The following is a 16884-nucleotide window of genomic DNA, read 5'->3' on the forward strand; positions in this document are numbered from 1 at the left end:
TGGGAAATCGAGTTGGGCTATCGGGAGATGAAGCACAGCCTGCAACAACACCGGCTGACCCTGCGCAGCAAGAAGGCGGCGGGGATACGGCAAGAGCTGTGGGGCGTGCTGCTGGCGTACAATCTGCTGCGCAGCCAGATGGTAAAGATGGCCGCGAGTCTGAAGGGATACACGGCGAGCCAGCTGAGTTTTCACATGGCATCGGTGTACCTCATCCATGAACTGAGCTGCATGCCATACCTGTCACCGGGGAGTATCCCGAAGCGGGTGGCGGAGCTGGAGAAGCAGGCGGGACAGTTTGTATTGCCGGAGCGAAGGGAACGAAGTTACTCCCGCAGTGTGAAGGCAAGACCGCAAAAGTATGCGGTGCAAAAAGCCAATAAAAACAATGCCAGTCAGGCTTAACTGACTGGCATTAGCCAATGTACCGGATTTTTTATTTCTCAGAGTGAGCAATGACTATCAGGGACAGGGAACCGGAGTGAAGGAGTCTTGCCCCTGACAACGCCAGCCCATTTCCGCCTCCCGCATCTGCCACAGGTTGTTGCTGCGATAGAGGGTCAGGATGTAGATCATGTCGCTCTTGCTGCCGTCGAGGGCGACCGAGAGCACCAGATCATTGTCCAGTTGCTGGGCATGGATGCGGCTGGGCGTGTCACCATGACCGACGAATCGCAGAGCGACCTCACGATAGTCATTGACCCAGTTTTGCTGTTGATGGCTTGCCTGGCGTATCTGCTGGTTGAACTGCTGCACCGGCGCCGAGGCCAGTCGTCCAAATACCACTTGTGCTTCGGCGTGGGCTGCCGTCACGTTCGCCAGGAGAAGGGTGGTAAGCATACCGATTTTGCGCATGAGAAGTTCCGGCTAACAACGACTGCTTCTATGACAACAGAAAAGCCTATTTGGTTCAACGCGTGGCCCACAGCGACATGATGACGCTGTGGGCCTGCTCTCAATTGCGTTGCAGGGAGAAGGTCGGTAGCGAAAGATGCCAGTAGATAGCCGCGACCCGCAGGCCAAACACGGCCGTCATGCAGATGAGCATGGCCGTTACCCTGTCCATGTTGGCCTCAAGCGCCAGGGTATAGAGAATGCCGCCAAGGATACAGGCGGTGGCATAGATCTCTTTTTGCAGCACCATGGGGACCTCCCGCGCCAGTACATCGCGGATCATGCCACCAGCTACCCCGGTCATGGTGCCCATGATCACGGCAATCAGCCCCGGGGTGCCGAAGTTGAGGGCCTTCTGGGCACCGATCACGGTAAAGAGGGCCAGCCCGAAGGCATCCGCCACCGGCAGTACATACCAGGGCATCCTGCGGGGCAGTTTGACCATCCACATACCGATCAGCGCCGTCGCAATGACGACCCATATATAGAGGGGATCGCGCACCCAGAATACAGGGGTGGCTCCCAGGATCATGTCACGGATGGTGCCGCCGCCGATGGCAGTGACCGCCGCCAAAACCATGACGCCAAACCCGTCCATTCTGAGTCGGCCAGCCACCAATACCCCTGAAAACGCGAATACCGCAGTACCAAACATGTCGCTGATGTAAACAATCTGCTCAACCAGTGTCTGCATGGAGAACAACTCACGCTAAATTGTTGATGGGGCCGCGATTTTAGGGGCTGGTGAGCCCAATCGCCAACAGTGCTCGACAAAATTGAGAGTCGGGACGGATTTTTTCTCGCGGCATAAACGGTAGTGTCTCGTTTGCCCCCTGCCGTTGGTTAGCTTCAGAAGGTTGAGTCTGTCACTGGTTTTGGCCCGATTTTTTCCTTAAGTATCCCCCCGACCCGCCGATATATAAGGTAAGCGGCGTTAATGCGATGAAGCGTTGAAAAAACGCTAAAGACATCCAAAAACGAGCCGTTAAATAAGACGCATCGGGCACAGAAAATAATAAAGCCTGAGCAAATAGAAGAGTAAATTTAATAGCTTAGGAGAATAGTCATGGGCCTTTATATCAACACTAACGTTTCATCACTCAACGCGCAGCGTAACCTGATGAATACGACCAAATCACTGGATACTTCCTACACTCGACTGGCATCCGGCTTGCGTATCAACAGCGCCAAAGATGATGCCGCGGGTCTGCAAATCGCCAACCGTTTGACGTCTCAGGTGAACGGTTTGAATCAGGGTAATCGCAACGCCAACGATGGTATTTCGGTAGCGCAAACTGCGGAAGGTGCAATGGATGAAGTGACTTCCATGCTGCAGCGTATGCGTACCCTGGCTCAGCAATCAGCCAACGGCTCCAATAACACTGATGACCGTACCGCGTTGCAGCAAGAGTATGACCAGCTGATGACCGAAATTGATCGTGTGGCAAAAGATACCACATTCGGTGGTAAGCAATTGCTTAACGGTGGTTATGTCGGCTCTTTCCAGGTTGGTGCTGATGCTGCTCAAACCATTACTTTCAGAATGACCACTGCGTTTACCATTGCAGGTATGGCTTCGGCTGCCAAGGGCAATGCAACAATCTCTGCCGGTTCAACTGGTAGCAAAGAGCCTTTCAAAGTAACGGCCTCAACCAGCGCAGTGACTGTGGCAAACATGAATAGCATCAAGTTGGCGAGTTCGGCCCAGTCTGCTATGGCCAACCTCGACTACATGATTAAAGTTGTAGACAGCAAGCGAGCTGAATTGGGTGCAGTGCAAAACCGCTTCGATTCAACCATTCGCAATCAGGCGAACGTCTCCGAAAACGTTAGTGCTGCCCGCTCACGGATCCGTGATGCTGACTTTGCGACTGAAACCGCCAACCTGACCAAGCAGAACATTCTGCAACAAGCCGCCTCGACCATTCTGTCACAGGCGAACCAGCGTCCGCAGTCTGCACTGTCACTGTTGCAAGGCTAACAAAAGAAAACAGGGCGGTTGTTCAGGCCGCCCTGGTCAAGAGATGGAACAAAGGGGTGTTCGGGTCGCACTCTGTTCTATCGGGAGAGATATAATCTCTACTAGTAATGCCAAGTGTTGTCCAGCTGTTCAGTTCTGTCACGCTTGGTCATATTCTCCTGAGCATATGCTCATCTTTAGGCCGGTTTACCGGCCTCTTTTTATTGTGTCGCCAAATTGACGTCACTCTGTCAGTTCAAAGCATGAACCGTGCCAACGCATCTTATCCCGTAAACGAGGTCATCATCAGCGGTGAATTGCATGGTGATGCTGCTCAATTCATGTTCTGTTGCCGCCTGCCGGATAAAACTTGCCGCTTTAGGCAACAATTTTCCTAAAGCTTGTATCTGCGCTGCCGTTAAATAAAGTGAAGCAATCGAGGGGTGTTCGGAATCCAACGTTTGCACTACTGCGGGTGACCTGTTCGTTCAAACAGACACCCGCCAGAAGAGACAGGAATGTTCAACCTGCTCTTCAAACGGTGGGACGTCGTTTTGTTTAGACGACGCAACCTGCAGTCGCATGTTCTTCGGGAGAATTTTTTATGGCCATGTATATCAACACCAACATTTCATCATTGAACGCCCAGCGTAACTTGATGAATACCAACAAGTCTCTGGATACCTCCTATACCAGATTGGCATCCGGTCTTCGTATCAACACCGCCAAAGACGATGCTGCTGGCTTGCAGATCTCCAACCGTTTGACTTCACAGGTTAACGGCTTGAACCAGGGTAACCGCAACGCAAACGATGGTATTTCGGTAGCCCAGACTGCAGAAGGGGCCATGGATGAAATAACCTCCATGTTGCAGCGGATGCGTACTCTGGCGCAGCAATCAGCTAACGGTTCCAACAATACGGATGATCGCGTTGCATTGCAGCAAGAGTACGATCAACTGACAACCGAGATCGATCGCATCTCCAGTGATACCACGTTCGGTGGTCAGAAGTTGCTGGACGGTAAATATAAGGGCTCATTCCAGGTCGGTGCGGATGCCACCCAGACCATTACCTTCAAGATGACTAGTGCCTTTACCATTAGCGGTATTGCTGGCGCATCAAAAGGTAGTGCCACCATTGCCACCAGTTCTGCTGGTAGTAAAGAGCCGTACAAGGTAACCGCTGCGACAACTGCTGTAACTGTTGCCAACATGAACAGTATCAAAACAGCCAGTGCTGCACAGTCTGCGATGGCCAACCTTGACTTCATGATCAAGGCGGTTGATAGCAAACGTGCAGAGCTTGGTGCGGTCCAAAACCGTTTCGACTCGACTATCCGCAACCAGTCCAACGTGTCCGAGAACTTGAGTGCAGCACGTTCGCGTATCCGTGATGCGGACTTTGCGACAGAAACCGCTAACCTGACCAAGCAGAACATCCTGCAGCAGGCAGCTTCAAGTATCCTGGCGCAAGCCAACCAAAGACCGCAATCTGCGCTGTCCCTGTTGGGTTAACGGGTAGTGATGAGATAGAAAAGGAGCGACGATATGGCCAATGACATTGGAATTCCCTCATCGGTCACTCCTTCTTCTCTTCAGTCAAGTAGCAAGAGCGGCCAATCGGCCGCTCAAGTGCTATCTGGCATGGCGGAAGAGCAGCGGGTGATGACACAGGATGTGGAAAAACAACAAGAGGAGCGAGCCAAAGAGAAGGTTCGCAAATCCGATGTCTCAGATAAGGATATTGAAAAAGAGGTACAAAACTTGCAAGAGTTCAGCAAGTTGCAGGGATGGACCGTCAACTTCAGCGTCGAAAAGGATCTCGAGCAAGTTGTTATCAAGGTGATGGACGCCAATACCAAGTCAATGATCCGTCAGATCCCAAGTGAAGAGTTGCTGGCTATCAGCAAGCGGCTCAAGGATCTGCGTGAAGTTGATGTTATAGGTGGCGGCTCAAGAGTCGGATTATTGCTTGATAAAGAGATTTAATACGCAAGTTTTACGAGGAGAGTGAGAATGGCCACTATTACGTCTGCTGGTGCGGGTTCACAGCTGGACTTGGAGTCTGTCATTGCCGCGAGCGTCAATGCCAAGAAGGCGCAACTGATGCAGCCCATCACCACCAAAAAGACCAATGCCCAGATCACTCTCTCCGGGGTTGGACAGTTGAAGTCGGCCATCGCCTCTTTTGTGACGACACTTCAGGCCATGTCCAAAGATGATGCGTTCAACAAACGCTCGATTAATATTACCCAGGACAAGGACAAACCCGTTCTCAAGGTGGAGAGCAAGGCGGGGGCTTCCAACGGGCAATATGATATCAGCGTCGAACAATTGGCGAAGACCAGTAAATTTGACGGCACTTTCGACTCATCGACGACTCCCCTTATCACTGAGGATGGGAAGCTGACCTTCAAGGCTGGTGACAAGACCTTCGATGTCGATGTGAAAGCAGGGGATTCACTGCAGTCCATCCGTAAACGCATCAACAATGACGCCGACAATTTCGGTTTGAGCGTCAACATAGTCAATACCTCCGATGGTAAATCCAAGCTGATGATCGATTCCGGGGTAAGCGGCAGCGGCAAGGACCTGCAGGTCACTGGCAGTACTACCGACCTGACCGATAATCTCGTATCAAAACTGACCAAGCGCCAAGATGCTCAAGATGCCAAGATCACTGTTGATGGAAATACTCTGACCAGTTCATCCAATACCTTCGATGGCACCATTGTCGGACTTAAACTGACTGTGTTGCGGGAGTCGGATAGCACAACCTCTACCGATGCCAGCGGTAATCCCGTCAAAACCTATAGCTCTAACAAGGTTGACGTGACTACCGATAAGGCTGGCATCAAGGACATGGTCAAAAGCTTTGTCGACGGTTACAACTCGCTGGTGAAGAAGAGCAATGACCTCGGCAAGCGTAATACGATCGTTGAAGGGAAGAGCAAGAATGATGGTGGGGCTCTGGCGGGTGATGCAACGACGCGTGCCGTAGTCAATATGATGAATGGTACCATCACCGAGCCTTCGAAAAATTCCTCTACTTATAAAACGATTTTTCAGATGGGCATAAAGATGGATAACAAGGGGGTATTGTCTATCGACGATACCAAGTTCAACGAGGCCATCGACAAGAATTTCGATCAGGTAGTGGCAGTTTTTGGTGGTAAGGATGGGATCGCCGGTCAGCTGGCCAGCCAGCTGGAAACCTACTCCAAGACCGGTGGTTTGTTGGCGAAACGGGAAGACTCTTTGAATTCCGATCTGCGCGAAGTGGGTCGTAAGGAGTCAGATGTTGCCACTCAGCTGACCAAGTATGAAGAGACCTTGCGGGCCCGTTACGGAAGTCTGGATGCTATGTTGGCCAAGATGAATAAGTCTGCCTCATATTTAAGTATGCTAAATACAAACAACAGTTAATGTGAAGTCATGAGTGGTGTTTCATATGTATCATAAAAATATAAAAGCCTATACCACCCAGAATCTGCAATCCGAATTGGCAGTAGCCGATCCTTACCGCGTGATTCAACTTTTGATGCAAGGTTGCCTGGAGCGCTTGGCTCAGGCTCGTGGTGCTATTGAACGTCGAGATTTTGAGCAAAAATCCCAGTCTATCTCTAAAGCAATGGCCATTATCAACGGGCTGCAAGATTCACTTGATCTCTCTTATGGTAAGGTTCCCGAAGACCTTTCTGCGCTTTATGACTACATGAAAGCTCGGATGATGGATGCCAGCCGTGATATGGATATCACTGCTGTCGATGAGGTTATGAATCTGATGCTGACTGTTAAAAGCGGTTGGGATGCCATTCCTGTCGAGGAGCGAGATAAGGCCTTGGCTCAACAAAAAGTGGGCGGAACCGAATGAGTAATAACCGTTTGCCAGAATTAATCGCAACAGGTAAAAAATTACTTACCTTGTTCGAACAGGAGGATGTGCAAACGGCTGAACAGTTGATCGACCATTATCTCATTCTCCTTGATGCTGTTTTCCAGAATATCCCGCCACATGTGGTTCTTGACATGGCTCACCAACAAGCATTGGTGCAGTTTCAAACCCTACATGAGCTGATAGAACATGCAAAGAATCAGACAGAAGCAGCTTTGTGGAAATTTTCAAAAGCAGGTCGAGCATCTGATATGTACAAGCTGAACGCAGGTTAGGCATACATGGATATTAAGCAAGAAATTACAAATATCGAGAGTGAACTTGTTCGCCTTGAGAGGCAAAAGCAACAGGAAATTGCTATGTTGGAGGTATTGCCTGTTCGTTTTGCAATGAACATGGATGCCTTTAATAAATTCATGCCAAGTATATATAACTTTTTTGAATCATATCAACCAGTACGGCCATTCCGCTTTTTTTGCAATGAAAATGGCATCCCTAATATATTATGGCTTGATGATCAAGTTTCGATATACGGGAAAGATCCTTTTATAGAAGCTCAAGAACAGATAGATGAAATAATCGAGAATAGTGTTTTACAAAGTGTTGACTTTGCGCCTCAATGGTATATAGATGGCCAAATTCACATAAAATACAATAATGAAATATCACAGTTAAAGCAATATACTGACCTTGAGGGCCTGCAACTAAAAGATGCTTTGACTATGGATATTCCGCTATCGCTTATGTATGGTGTTGGTCTTGGTTATCAACTGGGTTATCTGTACGAGCGTTGTAAGGTTAGAAATTTATTTGCATTCGAACCAGATTTGGATGTTTTTTATGCATCACTGTTCTGCTTTGATTGGCATTCATTGTTTGAATATATGGATAGTGAGTCGCTCAGTATTCATCTTTTTATTGGTGTCGATGAGCAATTGCTTGCGGCTGATATGATGGAGGCTCTCCATCGTAAAGGTGCTTTCTGGTCTGCATCCTACTTTTCATTTTGCCACTATCGTTCCCCCCAGATTGACAAATTGGTTCATAAGGTAGAGACCGAGTTCTACTTGTTGAGAACTGGCTGGGGATTCTTTGATGATAACGTTTATGCCCTGGCACATAGCCATTCTCATCTTCAAGATGGAACGCCATTTCTGAAGCAGTCGCGAGATATGAGTTTGTCTGCTGATATCCCGGTATTTGTTGTGGGTAATGGGCCATCACTTGATCAAACGATAGATTTTATTGCAGAACATCAAAATAAAGCAGTAATTATTGCCTGTGGCACAGCGGTAAGTGCTCTTTATAAAGCGGGGATCAAGCCAGATATTTATGTCGCTGTTGAACGAACTAAAAGTTCAGCGGATTTCCTGCACATATTGAATGCGGGAGACTTTCTCAAGGGGTGTGCGTTCCTGAGTGTAGATGTTATACACCCCGAGTGTAAGAGCTTTTTCCGTAGAACCGGTTTAGCATTTAAACCCAATGAACCAATGTATAAATTATTGAGTTCTCGCCTAGGGGATAAATTCGATTTCGATACCATAGAGTATTCAAATCCCTTTGTTGGAAATACGGGTTTAAATTACGCGGCACTTTTGGGTTTCAAAAAAATATACCTTTTTGGTATTGACAATGGTTATAAAAGTGCAGATAAACACCACTCAAAATTGAGCTTATATTACAATGAAAAGCAAGAGGCAAAATATCATCAAGACCTTAACGATACATTTCCTGCTCCAGGTAATTTTGGTGGAGAGGTTCTAATCAATCATCTCTTTGGGCTTTCAATCCACAATATGGCTCGTGTTTTGCAAGATCATAATGATGTTAATTGTGTCAACGCTAGTGATGGTGCTTATATTGAAGGGGCTGTGGCGCAGTATGTCCAAACAATTAACCCTGTCTGGAGAGATATTGATAAGCGTCATATAGTTGATGAGCTAATGGATACATGCTTTAAGCCACTCGACCTCACTTTGGTTGATTTCAAGTCTGGCCTCAATGTCCCTCTGTTTAATCAGGTGATCGAAAAGTTTCGCTCAGATTGGCGTGATGTTAATCGTGACTATAATGCGGTCCAGCTTATGATGCAGCGTCATCATGATTATTTGCTCTACCTTTTGGCAAGCACTGAAGCGCATTTGTATCGAATGCTGATTGGTTCAATTAATTACTTTTATGCCAATGTAATTACTTTGATGATGGCATTACTCCAGAAAGATGAAGACTATTTTGTTCAGCAACTCGATTCAGCTATCCTGCTGCTGGACAAATTTTTTTCTGATGCCGAGAAAATCTACGCCGATGTTTTTGAACGGCACGATACGACATACTTCGTTGGTCTCGATGTGTTTAAGTAAAATCTTCTCAGGGGCGTGGCACTGTTCACGCCCACTTTGTAACTGTATGATATAAAAAGTTTTTCATATCATAGGGAATGCTAATGGCTTCGCTTTCTCTAGCGTCAACCGCCTTTCTGATGCCTGGCAATGTCGCTTGGACTCCGCTGGCCAAATTGGCTGCACTCCACTTCCAGCAACAAGGACAATGGTATAGCTGCAATTCTGGTGATGCTCGGGTCGTAATCTGGTTTTGGGAGCAGTTACTTACGGAGACGCGTTGTCAGCATTGGTCGAGCCTTGAACCTGTATCTCTCGAGCAAAAGATTGATATGTGGTTGGATGAGTTGCTTCTTCCGTTTCATGAGGATGGTAGCACACCAGTTTACCTCGGAGCCTGTTTTTTCACTGCCCCTAGCGCTTGTGCCGACTTTTATCCTTGGGTGAAAACCCTTGATGCTCGCTTTTCCCAACGGCTTGCTGAGCTTCACCTCATTAATCTTGATCTACCTCGCTGGTTGATGAAAGAAGGTGCACAAGGGTGTTTTGACCCGCGTAACCGATTCTTGCTCTCCTGTCCTCTGTCTGCTCGAGGGATTAGCTCTCTCGCAACATGGATTGCCGAGCGTTGGAAACGCGATCAGGAACCTCGACGCAAAGTATTGGTACTTGACTGCGACAATACCCTTTGGGGAGGCGTGGTCGGTGAAGATGGCGTAAGTGGGTTGCAGCTAGGGCAAGACGGGGCTGGCAAGTTATATCAATCTTTCCAGGATGCTGTGCGTTACTGGTACAACCGCGGGGTTTTGCTGGCTCTTTGTTCCAAGAATAGCCCTGACGATGTCTGGCTTGTGTTTGAACAGCATGGTGCGATGAAATTGTCGCGAGCACAAATCGCAGCTTCGGCAATCGGTTGGGGACGAAAATCAGACGGCTTGCGCCATATCGCACGCACTCTTAACCTTGGTCTTGATTCTCTGGTGTTTTGGGATGACTCCCCTCTGGAGCGAGCCGAAGTTCGCGCTGCTTTCTCGCAGGTGGACGTGATTGAACCGCCGCAAGAGATCTGGGATTGGCCCAATAGTCTGCTCTCGTACGGTGGTTTTGCCCAAGGGCTGACAAAGGATGACAGCTTGCGCCAGGCTTCCTACCGCGCACTGGCCGAAGGCGAGCGACTGCGTGAGCAAGCCAGAAGTGAAAGCGACTATCTGCGCCATTTGTCCTTGTGTGCGAATTTTCATCCTCTGGCGCCGGATAATCTTCCCCGGGCAGAACAGCTTGTTAAAAAAACCAATCAGTTTAATCTATCCTGTTTGCGCCATGATGTTCGCACACTCGAATTGTTGGCTAAAAATGGGTTCTGTGGATTGGTGTCTTTGCGGGATTGTTTTGCAGACCATGGTTTGGTGGGGATTGTGCTGATCCAGCCTGTCAATTCAACGACTGCTTTTCTCGATACGCTGGCACTGAGTTGCAGAGTTCTGTCGAGAGGTCTGGAATACTGGCTGCTGGATCGTATCTCGGCTGAACTGCGTGAGGTGGGGATCGAGCGTCTGGTTATTGGCTCGAACCGTTGTGCACGTAATGAACCTGCGCTGACATGGTTGGCATCCCTGTCGTTGACCCCCTGTGATAATCCGGATCCCGCCCGTTTTTCCCATGAGCATTACCATAGTCTGGCGCTCGAACAGCTGAATTTGCCTTTTTTGGAGTTTTATCACCATGACTGATCTCTTCACTCTGTTGGAACAGCAGTTTCCTTCTGCAACCGTCACGCGAGGCGACTATCAATTGGGACTTGGGGCCTTTCCGGAATGGGATTCGCTCGGTCATTTCAATTTTCTGTTACTGGTTGAACAGACGTTCTCGGTTCGCTTCGAGCCTGAAGAGCTGGCGACGATGAAACAGCTTCAGGATGTTCGTGAGGCGCTGTTGCGTCGTGGTCTTGCCCTGTGATTGAGGCTCTATCTCATACTCTGAGCACGCTAGGGATCGCGCGCGGAAGTGCCTTGATGGTTCACTCTGACGCTATGGCTGTAGCCCAGTTTCCTAGTCAGAGTAATAACGCTGGAATGCACGCTTTTTGGTTGGGGATGCAGGAGTGGCTTGGAAACGAGGGCACCCTGCTGGTGCCAACATTCACGTATAGCCTGACTCGTCAGCGCTGTTTCGACAGGGCGACGTCTCCCAGTGAAGTGGGCCTGATGACGGAGCAGTTTCGCACTCTGCCAGGGGTTGCGCGGACCCGCGATCCTATCTTCAGCGTTGCGGTATGGGGAGCGGGGCGTGACCAGGTGGTTGCAGCAGGGGGTCATGACTGCTTTGGTGAAGAGAGCCCCTTCGCCTGGTTGGCGGCCCACGATGGCTGGATTGCCGGTTTTGCCTGTCATCCCGATCGCATTACCTTCACCCACTATGTCGAGCAGCAACTAGGTGTCGATTATCGCTTTATGAAACGCTTTGAAGGTGATGTCCGCGAGCAGGGAATGGTGCGCCCCTGGCATTGTGACTACTTTGTGCGAAGACTCGATCTGGCCAGCGAGATAGATCTTTCCCGTCTGGTTGAAGCCCTTAAAAATGAGGGCAAATGGCACCAGGGGTTATTTGGCCGGTTACCAGTCTGGGCCGTTCGCTGCGCCGACTTTGCCGCGGTGGTAAAAGAGCTGATAGCTGTCCATCCCCATGCGCTTATCAGGGAGGGGAGATGAAACTGCACCATATTGGACTGGTGGTGGCCGAACTGGATCTTGGCGTACGCTATTGCTGCGAGACCCTCGGGCTTTCCCGCTTTAGCGAGCCGGTGCTCGATCCGTTGCAGCGGGTGCATATCTGTTTTGCCTATGATAATGCGGGGATTTGCTATGAACTGATTGCTCCTGCCAGTGATGATAGCCCCGTCAGCCAGGCGTTACGTACCCGTCATAACCTGCTCAATCATCTGGCTTATGAGGTGGCAGACCTGGCAATGGCTGCCGAAAAACTGCGGGCCCAGCGTCATCTTCCCCTCGGGCCCAGCCAGCCGGCCATCGCGTTTGGCGGCGCCCACGTCCAGTTTTTCCTGAGCCCCCTTGGCCACATTGTCGAATTGATCGAGGCATCCACCCCATGAGTTTTTCACCCAAGAGCGGCTATCTGCCCACCGACTGGGACGACCAGGCACAGATCGGTGAACAGCTGCATCGGCTGCTTACCCTGTTGTTTCCGCTCAACCGCAGCCTGACCGGGGACGGGGTACGGCAGTCGCTGGCCCTGTGGCGCGAGCACTGCCTGCCCGAGCTGCAGATCCATGAAGTGGCCAGCGGCACCGAGTGCTTCGACTGGACCGTGCCTGACGAGTGGAACGTGCGGGAGGCTTACATAGTGGGGCCGGATGGACGCAGGGTGGTGGATTTCCAGGAGCACAACCTGCATCTGGTCGGTTACTCGGAGCCGGTGCGCTGTACCCTCTCGCTGGCCGAGCTGCAGCCCCATCTCCACTCTCTGCCCGAGCAGCCGGATGCCATTCCCTATGTGACCTCCTACTACAAGCGTCGCTGGGGCTTCTGTCTACCCCATCGGCTGCGTGAAGCGCTGTCGGAGGGAGAATATCAGGTGGTGATCGATGCCACCCTGGCCCCGGGTTCGCTCACCTATGGTGACTGGGTGCTGCCGGGGGAGAGCGAGCAGGAGATCCTGCTGTCGAGCTACACCTGTCACCCCTCCATGGCCAACAATGAGCTCTCCGGCCCCTGTGTCGGTGTATTCCTGATGGCCTGGCTTGCGTCACTGCCCACACGTCGCTACAGCTACCGGCTGATGCTGGTGCCTGAAACCTTGGGGGCCATCGTCTATCTCTCCCGCCATCTGGACCAGCTCAAGCAGCGCACCCTGGCCGGCTTCAACCTGACCTGTCTTGGCGATGACCGCAGCTACTCCTTCCTGCCCTCACGCCAAGGCAACACGTTGGCGGATCGCATCGGTCGCCATGTGCTGGGTCATCTGGCGCCGGGCTACAAGGCTTACAGCTTCCTGGAGCGTGGATCCAACGAGCGGCAGCTGTGCGCACCCGGCATCGATCTGCCGGTCACCTCGGTGATGCGCAGTCGATACGGCTGTTATGCCGAGTACCACACTTCGCTCGATGACCTTTCACTGGTGACGCCGGCCGGTCTGGCCGGCGGCTTCATGGCGCTGCGCCGGGCCATCGAGTGTCTGGAGCTGGATAAGCGCTGCGAGGTCACCGTGCTGGGCGAGCCCCAGCTCGGCAAGCGGGGGCTCTACCCGGACTTGTCGACCCGCTATTCGGGCTGGCAGGTGAGGGAGATGATGAATCTGTTGGCCTACAGCGACGGCAAGCTGACCCTGTTCGAGATTGCCGAGACCATAGGGGCGCCGTTTTGGCGGGTAGAGCCGCTGGCGCGAATGCTGCTGGAGGCCGGGCTGCTGCGTCGCTTCAGCCCGCAACCGGCCTACTCGATCACCAGATAGGCTGGCCCCGAGTTGTGCGGGGTGCGGCGGATGGCGTAGCGATCCAGCCCCAGCACCTCTTTGAGGGCCAAGGTCTCCCCCGGAAAGGCGGGCCAGTTGAGCTCATCGAATGCCAGCACTGATCCTTTGGTCAGGTGCGGCTTGATGAGCTCGAGGCAGCGGCGGGTTGGCTCGTAGAGATCAAAGTCAAAATAGGCCAGCGCAACTATGGTCTCCGGCTGACGAGCCAGATAGGCCGGCAGCGTCTCGGTCACATCCCCCTTCACCAGCTCATGCTTAACGATATGCTCCAGCGGGCTTTCCGCCTCATGGGCTGCGAGCAGTTGGGCCAGATGGTGCTCATAGCCCGGCGTCACCCCGTAGGCACCGGGCTGGATGGCGGCATCGCTGCCATCTTGCGGAGCGTGGGAAGGGAAGCCGCTGAAGGTATCGAATCCCACCAGCTTGCGGTTGTAGTTGTAGGGCTCATACATGCCGCGAAACGAGGAGAAGAGCGCCAGGTTCTGACCCCAGCGGGTGCCGAAATCCATTATGACGCCGTGAACCGGCACGATCTTCTGATACAGCTCGTGCATGAAAAGAATGCGGGAGAGCGACTGGCGCTTGAGGTAGAGACCCAGGTTGTTCTGCAGCTCTGCTGCGGGCAGCGGGCTGGCGTGCAGCAACTCGCTGAAGGTCTGGCGACGTGACAGCTCTTTCTCGGAGGCGTTGGAAATGGCCTTGATCATCAATAGTCTCCTGTGTTGGTGTCGCCGGCCGGGGTCGACAGGCAGTGCACCACTTCATATTCGAGGTAGTCGGCCAGCCCCAGCCAGTCCTGGCGCTCCTGGCACTGCAGCAGAGCGGCTACCAGTCCGGGTGGCAGGTTGCCCTGTTCGGTGAGCACCTCTTGCAGCAGTTCCGGCAATGCCTGACTCGCAGCGACCGACTGCCCCAGCCGAAACTGGTGCGCCAGGGCGGTGAGACGGGTGAGCTGACCGTTTTTCATTGCACGTACTCCGGGTGATAGCGGCAGCCGGCGATCTCCGCCCCTTCCCGGCTGCAGTTCCAGAATTGCACCTCGGGGTGGCGCGCTATGTAGCGCTCGAGTTCGGTGCGGTAGGCGGAAAAGTTTGGATTGGTCTTGACCCGCCTGCCATGACCGTTGAGGGCCCAGCTGAGTGCCTGCGCGGCGCTGGGGCCGAGGGCACCGTCAGCCCAGCCCGAGTGGGTGAGTTCGCCGGGAAAGGCGAAGTCGGTGCCCAGCAGGATGACCTGGTGGCAACCCATCTGTACGGCGAGATCCACCGCGGGATGAATGACGCTGCCGCCTGAGTGCAGCACGCCCTTGGGGTGCGTCTGCCGCAGCTGCTGATACATGGGGCTGCGGGAGTAGGCGGTCTTGCGCGGCCCCTGCCAGGCCAGCAGGGCTGCCGTGGGAACCGTGGGGTAATAGACCAGGGTAGTCTGGGCCGACTGGGCGGCGGGCAGCCGGTTGCCGTGGATGGCGTCATCTATGGTGACGACGATGTCGGGCCGGATGCCGTGGCTGAGCAAAAACGCCAGTGCGGTATCGACGCTGATCAGCAGGTAGTCCTGCCGACGGCGTTGCAACTGGGCCTGCAGGGTGGCTAGGTTGTGCTGCAGGGTCGGACCACTCGCCACGATCAGCGCCTGCTTGCCCTGAGCCAGACCGAACAGGGATGCCACATCGCCGTCGCCGGCCAGCAGATCGCGGTTTTCCGCCAGCCGCCGGGTGACGTCGGGGTGTTCGGCGTCGAACCTGGCCCGGGCGAACGGCAAGTCTATTTCACTCACCAGCCGGTCGCGAATGCGGGCGGCGGCATCTTCCACCAGCAGCAGCTCGGGCGGCAGGGCGAAGAAGGGCAGGCGCACTTCTCCCTCGTCGCCGGCCATCATCAGCTCGACCCTGGGGTCCGTCAGCCAGTCCTGCTGATCCAGCAGCCGCATCACCAGGGCAAACAGGGCGCCATTCATGATCTTCACTTCCAGCCGCTTGAGGCTACTGCGCCCCAGCAGGGCGCGCGGCAGATCGCCGAGCCCTGTGCCGTAGAGGTGCAGCACCGGTTGCTCGGGCAGGCTGGCGGCCTGCAGCTCGGCCTCCTTCACCCGATCGTGCCGGCTGGTGAGCTGGATGCCATTGACCAGCAGTGTGCTGCTGAGGCCTTCACACAACTCCACCTGCAGATCGCCCAGCTGTGCCACAGTGAGGTGGGCAGCAAGCTGTGGCCAACGCTGTTCGATGATCGCCAGATGGTGGCGCAGCAGATCTTCATTCATCTTGTGCAATCCAATCCCAGTTGAGAGGCTGATTGGCTGCCATGTCGCGGTTGACCCGCTTGCCGATGAGCCGATCGTAATCGGCCGGGGGCAGGCCGAGGGCGGGGCGCACCGACTTGATATGCTCTGCGGTGAGCACCTCGCCAGCTGCCATCTCCTTGACCAGATAGAGGGAGCGGCGAAAAGCGCGGTTACCCTGTTCACTGGCTGTGAGCTGGTAATCGGCCACTCCGAGGGCGGCATGGGCGGTATTGACCGAGGTTACCAGTTCGGTAAGTTCCGCCGGCTCCATGGAGAAGGCGCAATCCGGCCCGCCGTCGGCGCGGGCCAGGGTGAAGTGTTTCTCGATAAGGGTGGCCCCGAGCGCGGTAGCGGCGATGGCCGTGGCCGACCCCAGGGTGTGATCGGAGAGCCCCACCTCGACCCCGAAGCGTTGGCGCAACATGGGGATGGTACGCAGGTTATATTCGGCCGCCGGCGCCGGATAGCCGCTGACGCAGTGCAGCAGCGCCAGCTGGCCGTTGCCGTGCTTGAGTGCCATCTCGACCGCGGCGGCGATCTCGGCTTCGTTCGCCATGCCGGTGGACATGATGAGCGGCTTGCCGGTCTGGGCGGCGTAGCGGATGAGGGGCAGATCCACCAGCTCGAAGGAGGCGATCTTGTAGGCCGGGCAGTCCAGTGATTCAAGCAAGTCCACAGCACTGAAATCGAACGGGCTGCTAAAGACAGTCAGCCCCAGCTCGCGCCCTTTGGCAAACAGCGCCTGGTGCCACTCCCAGGGGGTGTGCGCCCACTCATAAAGATCATAGAGACTGTGGCCATCCCACAAACCGCCGTGGATCTGAAATTCCGGTCGATCACTTTTGAGGGTGATGGTATCCGGGCGGTAGGTTTGCAGCTTGACGGCGCTGGCACCCGCTGCTTTGGCGGCGGTCATGATGGCCAGGGCGCGGTCCAGATTGCCATTGTGGTTGGCCGACAGTTCGGCAATCACATAGGGAGCCTGTTCCTGGTTGATGGGGTGATGATCGATCTGCATCTGTGT

The 16884-nt window shown here is 53.4% G+C and carries 19 protein-coding genes and 1 pseudogene; 13 read left to right on the forward strand and 7 right to left on the reverse strand.

The genetic code is table 11. From position 1 onward, the window contains the following. Nucleotides 1-405 (forward strand): annotated as a pseudogene (locus AB5Z09_RS14740) (IS4 family transposase); the annotation flags it as partial. A 57-nt stretch (nt 406-462) separates the two neighbouring features. On the opposite strand, the gene AB5Z09_RS14745 reads toward AB5Z09_RS14740, so the two are convergent. Both AB5Z09_RS14745 and AB5Z09_RS14750 read right to left on the reverse strand, forming a co-directional pair. Further along, complete coding sequence (locus AB5Z09_RS14745) at nt 463-855, reverse strand: hypothetical protein (protein ID WP_005333978.1); 393 nt, start codon at nt 853-855, stop codon at nt 463-465. A gap of 100 nt (nt 856-955) precedes the next feature. Next, nucleotides 956-1588, reverse strand: coding sequence for a trimeric intracellular cation channel family protein (locus AB5Z09_RS14750; protein WP_005333975.1), 633 nt, complete (start codon nt 1586-1588; stop codon nt 956-958). A gap of 372 nt (nt 1589-1960) precedes the next feature. Between AB5Z09_RS14750 and flaA the strand changes: the two genes are divergently transcribed. Continuing rightward, on the forward strand, nt 1961-2875 hold the full coding sequence (gene flaA / locus AB5Z09_RS14755) for a flagellin A (RefSeq protein WP_019446043.1): 915 nt from the start codon (nt 1961-1963) through the stop codon (nt 2873-2875). A 230-nt stretch (nt 2876-3105) separates the two neighbouring features. On the opposite strand, the gene AB5Z09_RS14760 is transcribed toward flaA, so the two are convergent. Beyond that, nucleotides 3106-3312 (reverse strand): hypothetical protein, encoded by a 207-nt coding sequence (locus AB5Z09_RS14760; protein ID WP_368195574.1) that lies wholly within the window; start codon nt 3310-3312, stop codon nt 3106-3108. 146 nt (nt 3313-3458) lie between these two features. Between AB5Z09_RS14760 and flaB the strand changes: the two genes are divergently transcribed. The 11 genes from flaB (at nt 3459) to AB5Z09_RS14815 (ending at nt 13559) form a co-directional block, all read left to right on the forward strand. Beyond that, nucleotides 3459-4370, forward strand: a complete 912-nt coding sequence (flaB, locus tag AB5Z09_RS14765; RefSeq protein ID WP_236292723.1) for a flagellin — start codon at nt 3459-3461, stop codon at nt 4368-4370. Between the two features lie 33 nt (nt 4371-4403). Then, nucleotides 4404-4844: a flagellar protein FlaG gene (locus AB5Z09_RS14770; RefSeq protein WP_019446041.1), complete on the forward strand. Its 441-nt coding sequence runs from the start codon at nt 4404-4406 to the stop codon at nt 4842-4844. A 27-nt stretch (nt 4845-4871) separates the two neighbouring features. After that, nucleotides 4872-6281 carry a flagellar filament capping protein FliD gene (gene fliD, locus AB5Z09_RS14775; RefSeq protein WP_368195575.1) on the forward strand — a complete coding sequence of 470 codons (1410 nt, stop codon included), beginning with the start codon at nt 4872-4874 and terminating at the stop codon, nt 6279-6281. Between the two features lie 25 nt (nt 6282-6306). After that, the gene (gene fliS / locus AB5Z09_RS14780) at nt 6307-6729 is read left to right on the forward strand and encodes a flagellar export chaperone FliS (RefSeq protein WP_019446039.1); all 423 of its coding nucleotides are present in this window, start codon (nt 6307-6309) and stop codon (nt 6727-6729) included. Further along, nucleotides 6726-7025, forward strand: a complete 300-nt coding sequence (locus AB5Z09_RS14785; RefSeq protein WP_139407387.1) for a hypothetical protein — start codon at nt 6726-6728, stop codon at nt 7023-7025. Before fliS ends, AB5Z09_RS14785 begins: the two co-directional genes overlap by 4 nt. 6 nt (nt 7026-7031) lie before the next feature. Continuing rightward, nucleotides 7032-9113, forward strand: a complete 2082-nt coding sequence (locus AB5Z09_RS14790; RefSeq protein ID WP_368195576.1) for a 6-hydroxymethylpterin diphosphokinase MptE-like protein — start codon at nt 7032-7034, stop codon at nt 9111-9113. Nucleotides 9114-9196: 83 nt separating this feature from the next. Beyond that, a complete protein-coding gene (locus AB5Z09_RS14795) occupies nt 9197-10822 on the forward strand; it encodes an HAD-IIIC family phosphatase (RefSeq protein ID WP_368195577.1) in 1626 nt (541 codons plus the stop codon). Beyond that, entirely contained in the window at nt 10815-11048 is a 234-nt protein-coding gene (locus AB5Z09_RS14800) for an acyl carrier protein (protein WP_111899742.1), read from the forward strand. The genes AB5Z09_RS14795 and AB5Z09_RS14800 overlap by 8 nt, the downstream gene beginning before the upstream one ends. Further along, complete coding sequence (locus AB5Z09_RS14805) at nt 11045-11800, forward strand: AAC(3) family N-acetyltransferase (RefSeq protein WP_368195578.1); 756 nt, start codon at nt 11045-11047, stop codon at nt 11798-11800. Before AB5Z09_RS14800 ends, AB5Z09_RS14805 begins: the two co-directional genes overlap by 4 nt. After that, a complete protein-coding gene (locus AB5Z09_RS14810) occupies nt 11797-12201 on the forward strand; it encodes a VOC family protein (RefSeq protein WP_368195579.1) in 405 nt (134 codons plus the stop codon). The genes AB5Z09_RS14805 and AB5Z09_RS14810 overlap by 4 nt, the downstream gene beginning before the upstream one ends. Further along, nucleotides 12198-13559 carry a DUF4910 domain-containing protein gene (locus AB5Z09_RS14815; RefSeq protein WP_368195580.1) on the forward strand — a complete coding sequence of 454 codons (1362 nt, stop codon included), beginning with the start codon at nt 12198-12200 and terminating at the stop codon, nt 13557-13559. The genes AB5Z09_RS14810 and AB5Z09_RS14815 overlap by 4 nt, the downstream gene beginning before the upstream one ends. On the opposite strand, the gene AB5Z09_RS14820 is transcribed toward AB5Z09_RS14815, so the two are convergent. The 4 genes from AB5Z09_RS14820 to pseI are packed head-to-tail and all read right to left on the reverse strand — an operon-like array spanning nt 13541 to nt 16878. Further along, a complete protein-coding gene (locus AB5Z09_RS14820; RefSeq protein WP_368195581.1) occupies nt 13541-14287 on the reverse strand; it encodes a class I SAM-dependent methyltransferase in 747 nt (248 codons plus the stop codon). The genes AB5Z09_RS14815 and AB5Z09_RS14820 overlap by 19 nt on opposite strands. Continuing rightward, a complete protein-coding gene (locus AB5Z09_RS14825) occupies nt 14287-14547 on the reverse strand; it encodes a hypothetical protein (protein WP_236382315.1) in 261 nt (86 codons plus the stop codon). Before AB5Z09_RS14825 ends, AB5Z09_RS14820 begins: the two co-directional genes overlap by 1 nt. Further along, nucleotides 14544-15839, reverse strand: coding sequence for a motility associated factor glycosyltransferase family protein (locus AB5Z09_RS14830; RefSeq protein WP_368195582.1), 1296 nt, complete (start codon nt 15837-15839; stop codon nt 14544-14546). The genes AB5Z09_RS14825 and AB5Z09_RS14830 overlap by 4 nt, the downstream gene beginning before the upstream one ends. Next, the gene (gene pseI, locus AB5Z09_RS14835) at nt 15832-16878 is read right to left on the reverse strand and encodes a pseudaminic acid synthase (RefSeq protein ID WP_279456456.1); all 1047 of its coding nucleotides are present in this window, start codon (nt 16876-16878) and stop codon (nt 15832-15834) included. Before pseI ends, AB5Z09_RS14830 begins: the two co-directional genes overlap by 8 nt. Nucleotides 16879-16884: the final 6 nt, after the last annotated feature.

This window comes from Aeromonas sp. R2-2 (genome assembly GCF_040908355.1).
Lineage (GTDB): Bacteria > Pseudomonadota > Gammaproteobacteria > Enterobacterales > Aeromonadaceae > Aeromonas > Aeromonas veronii.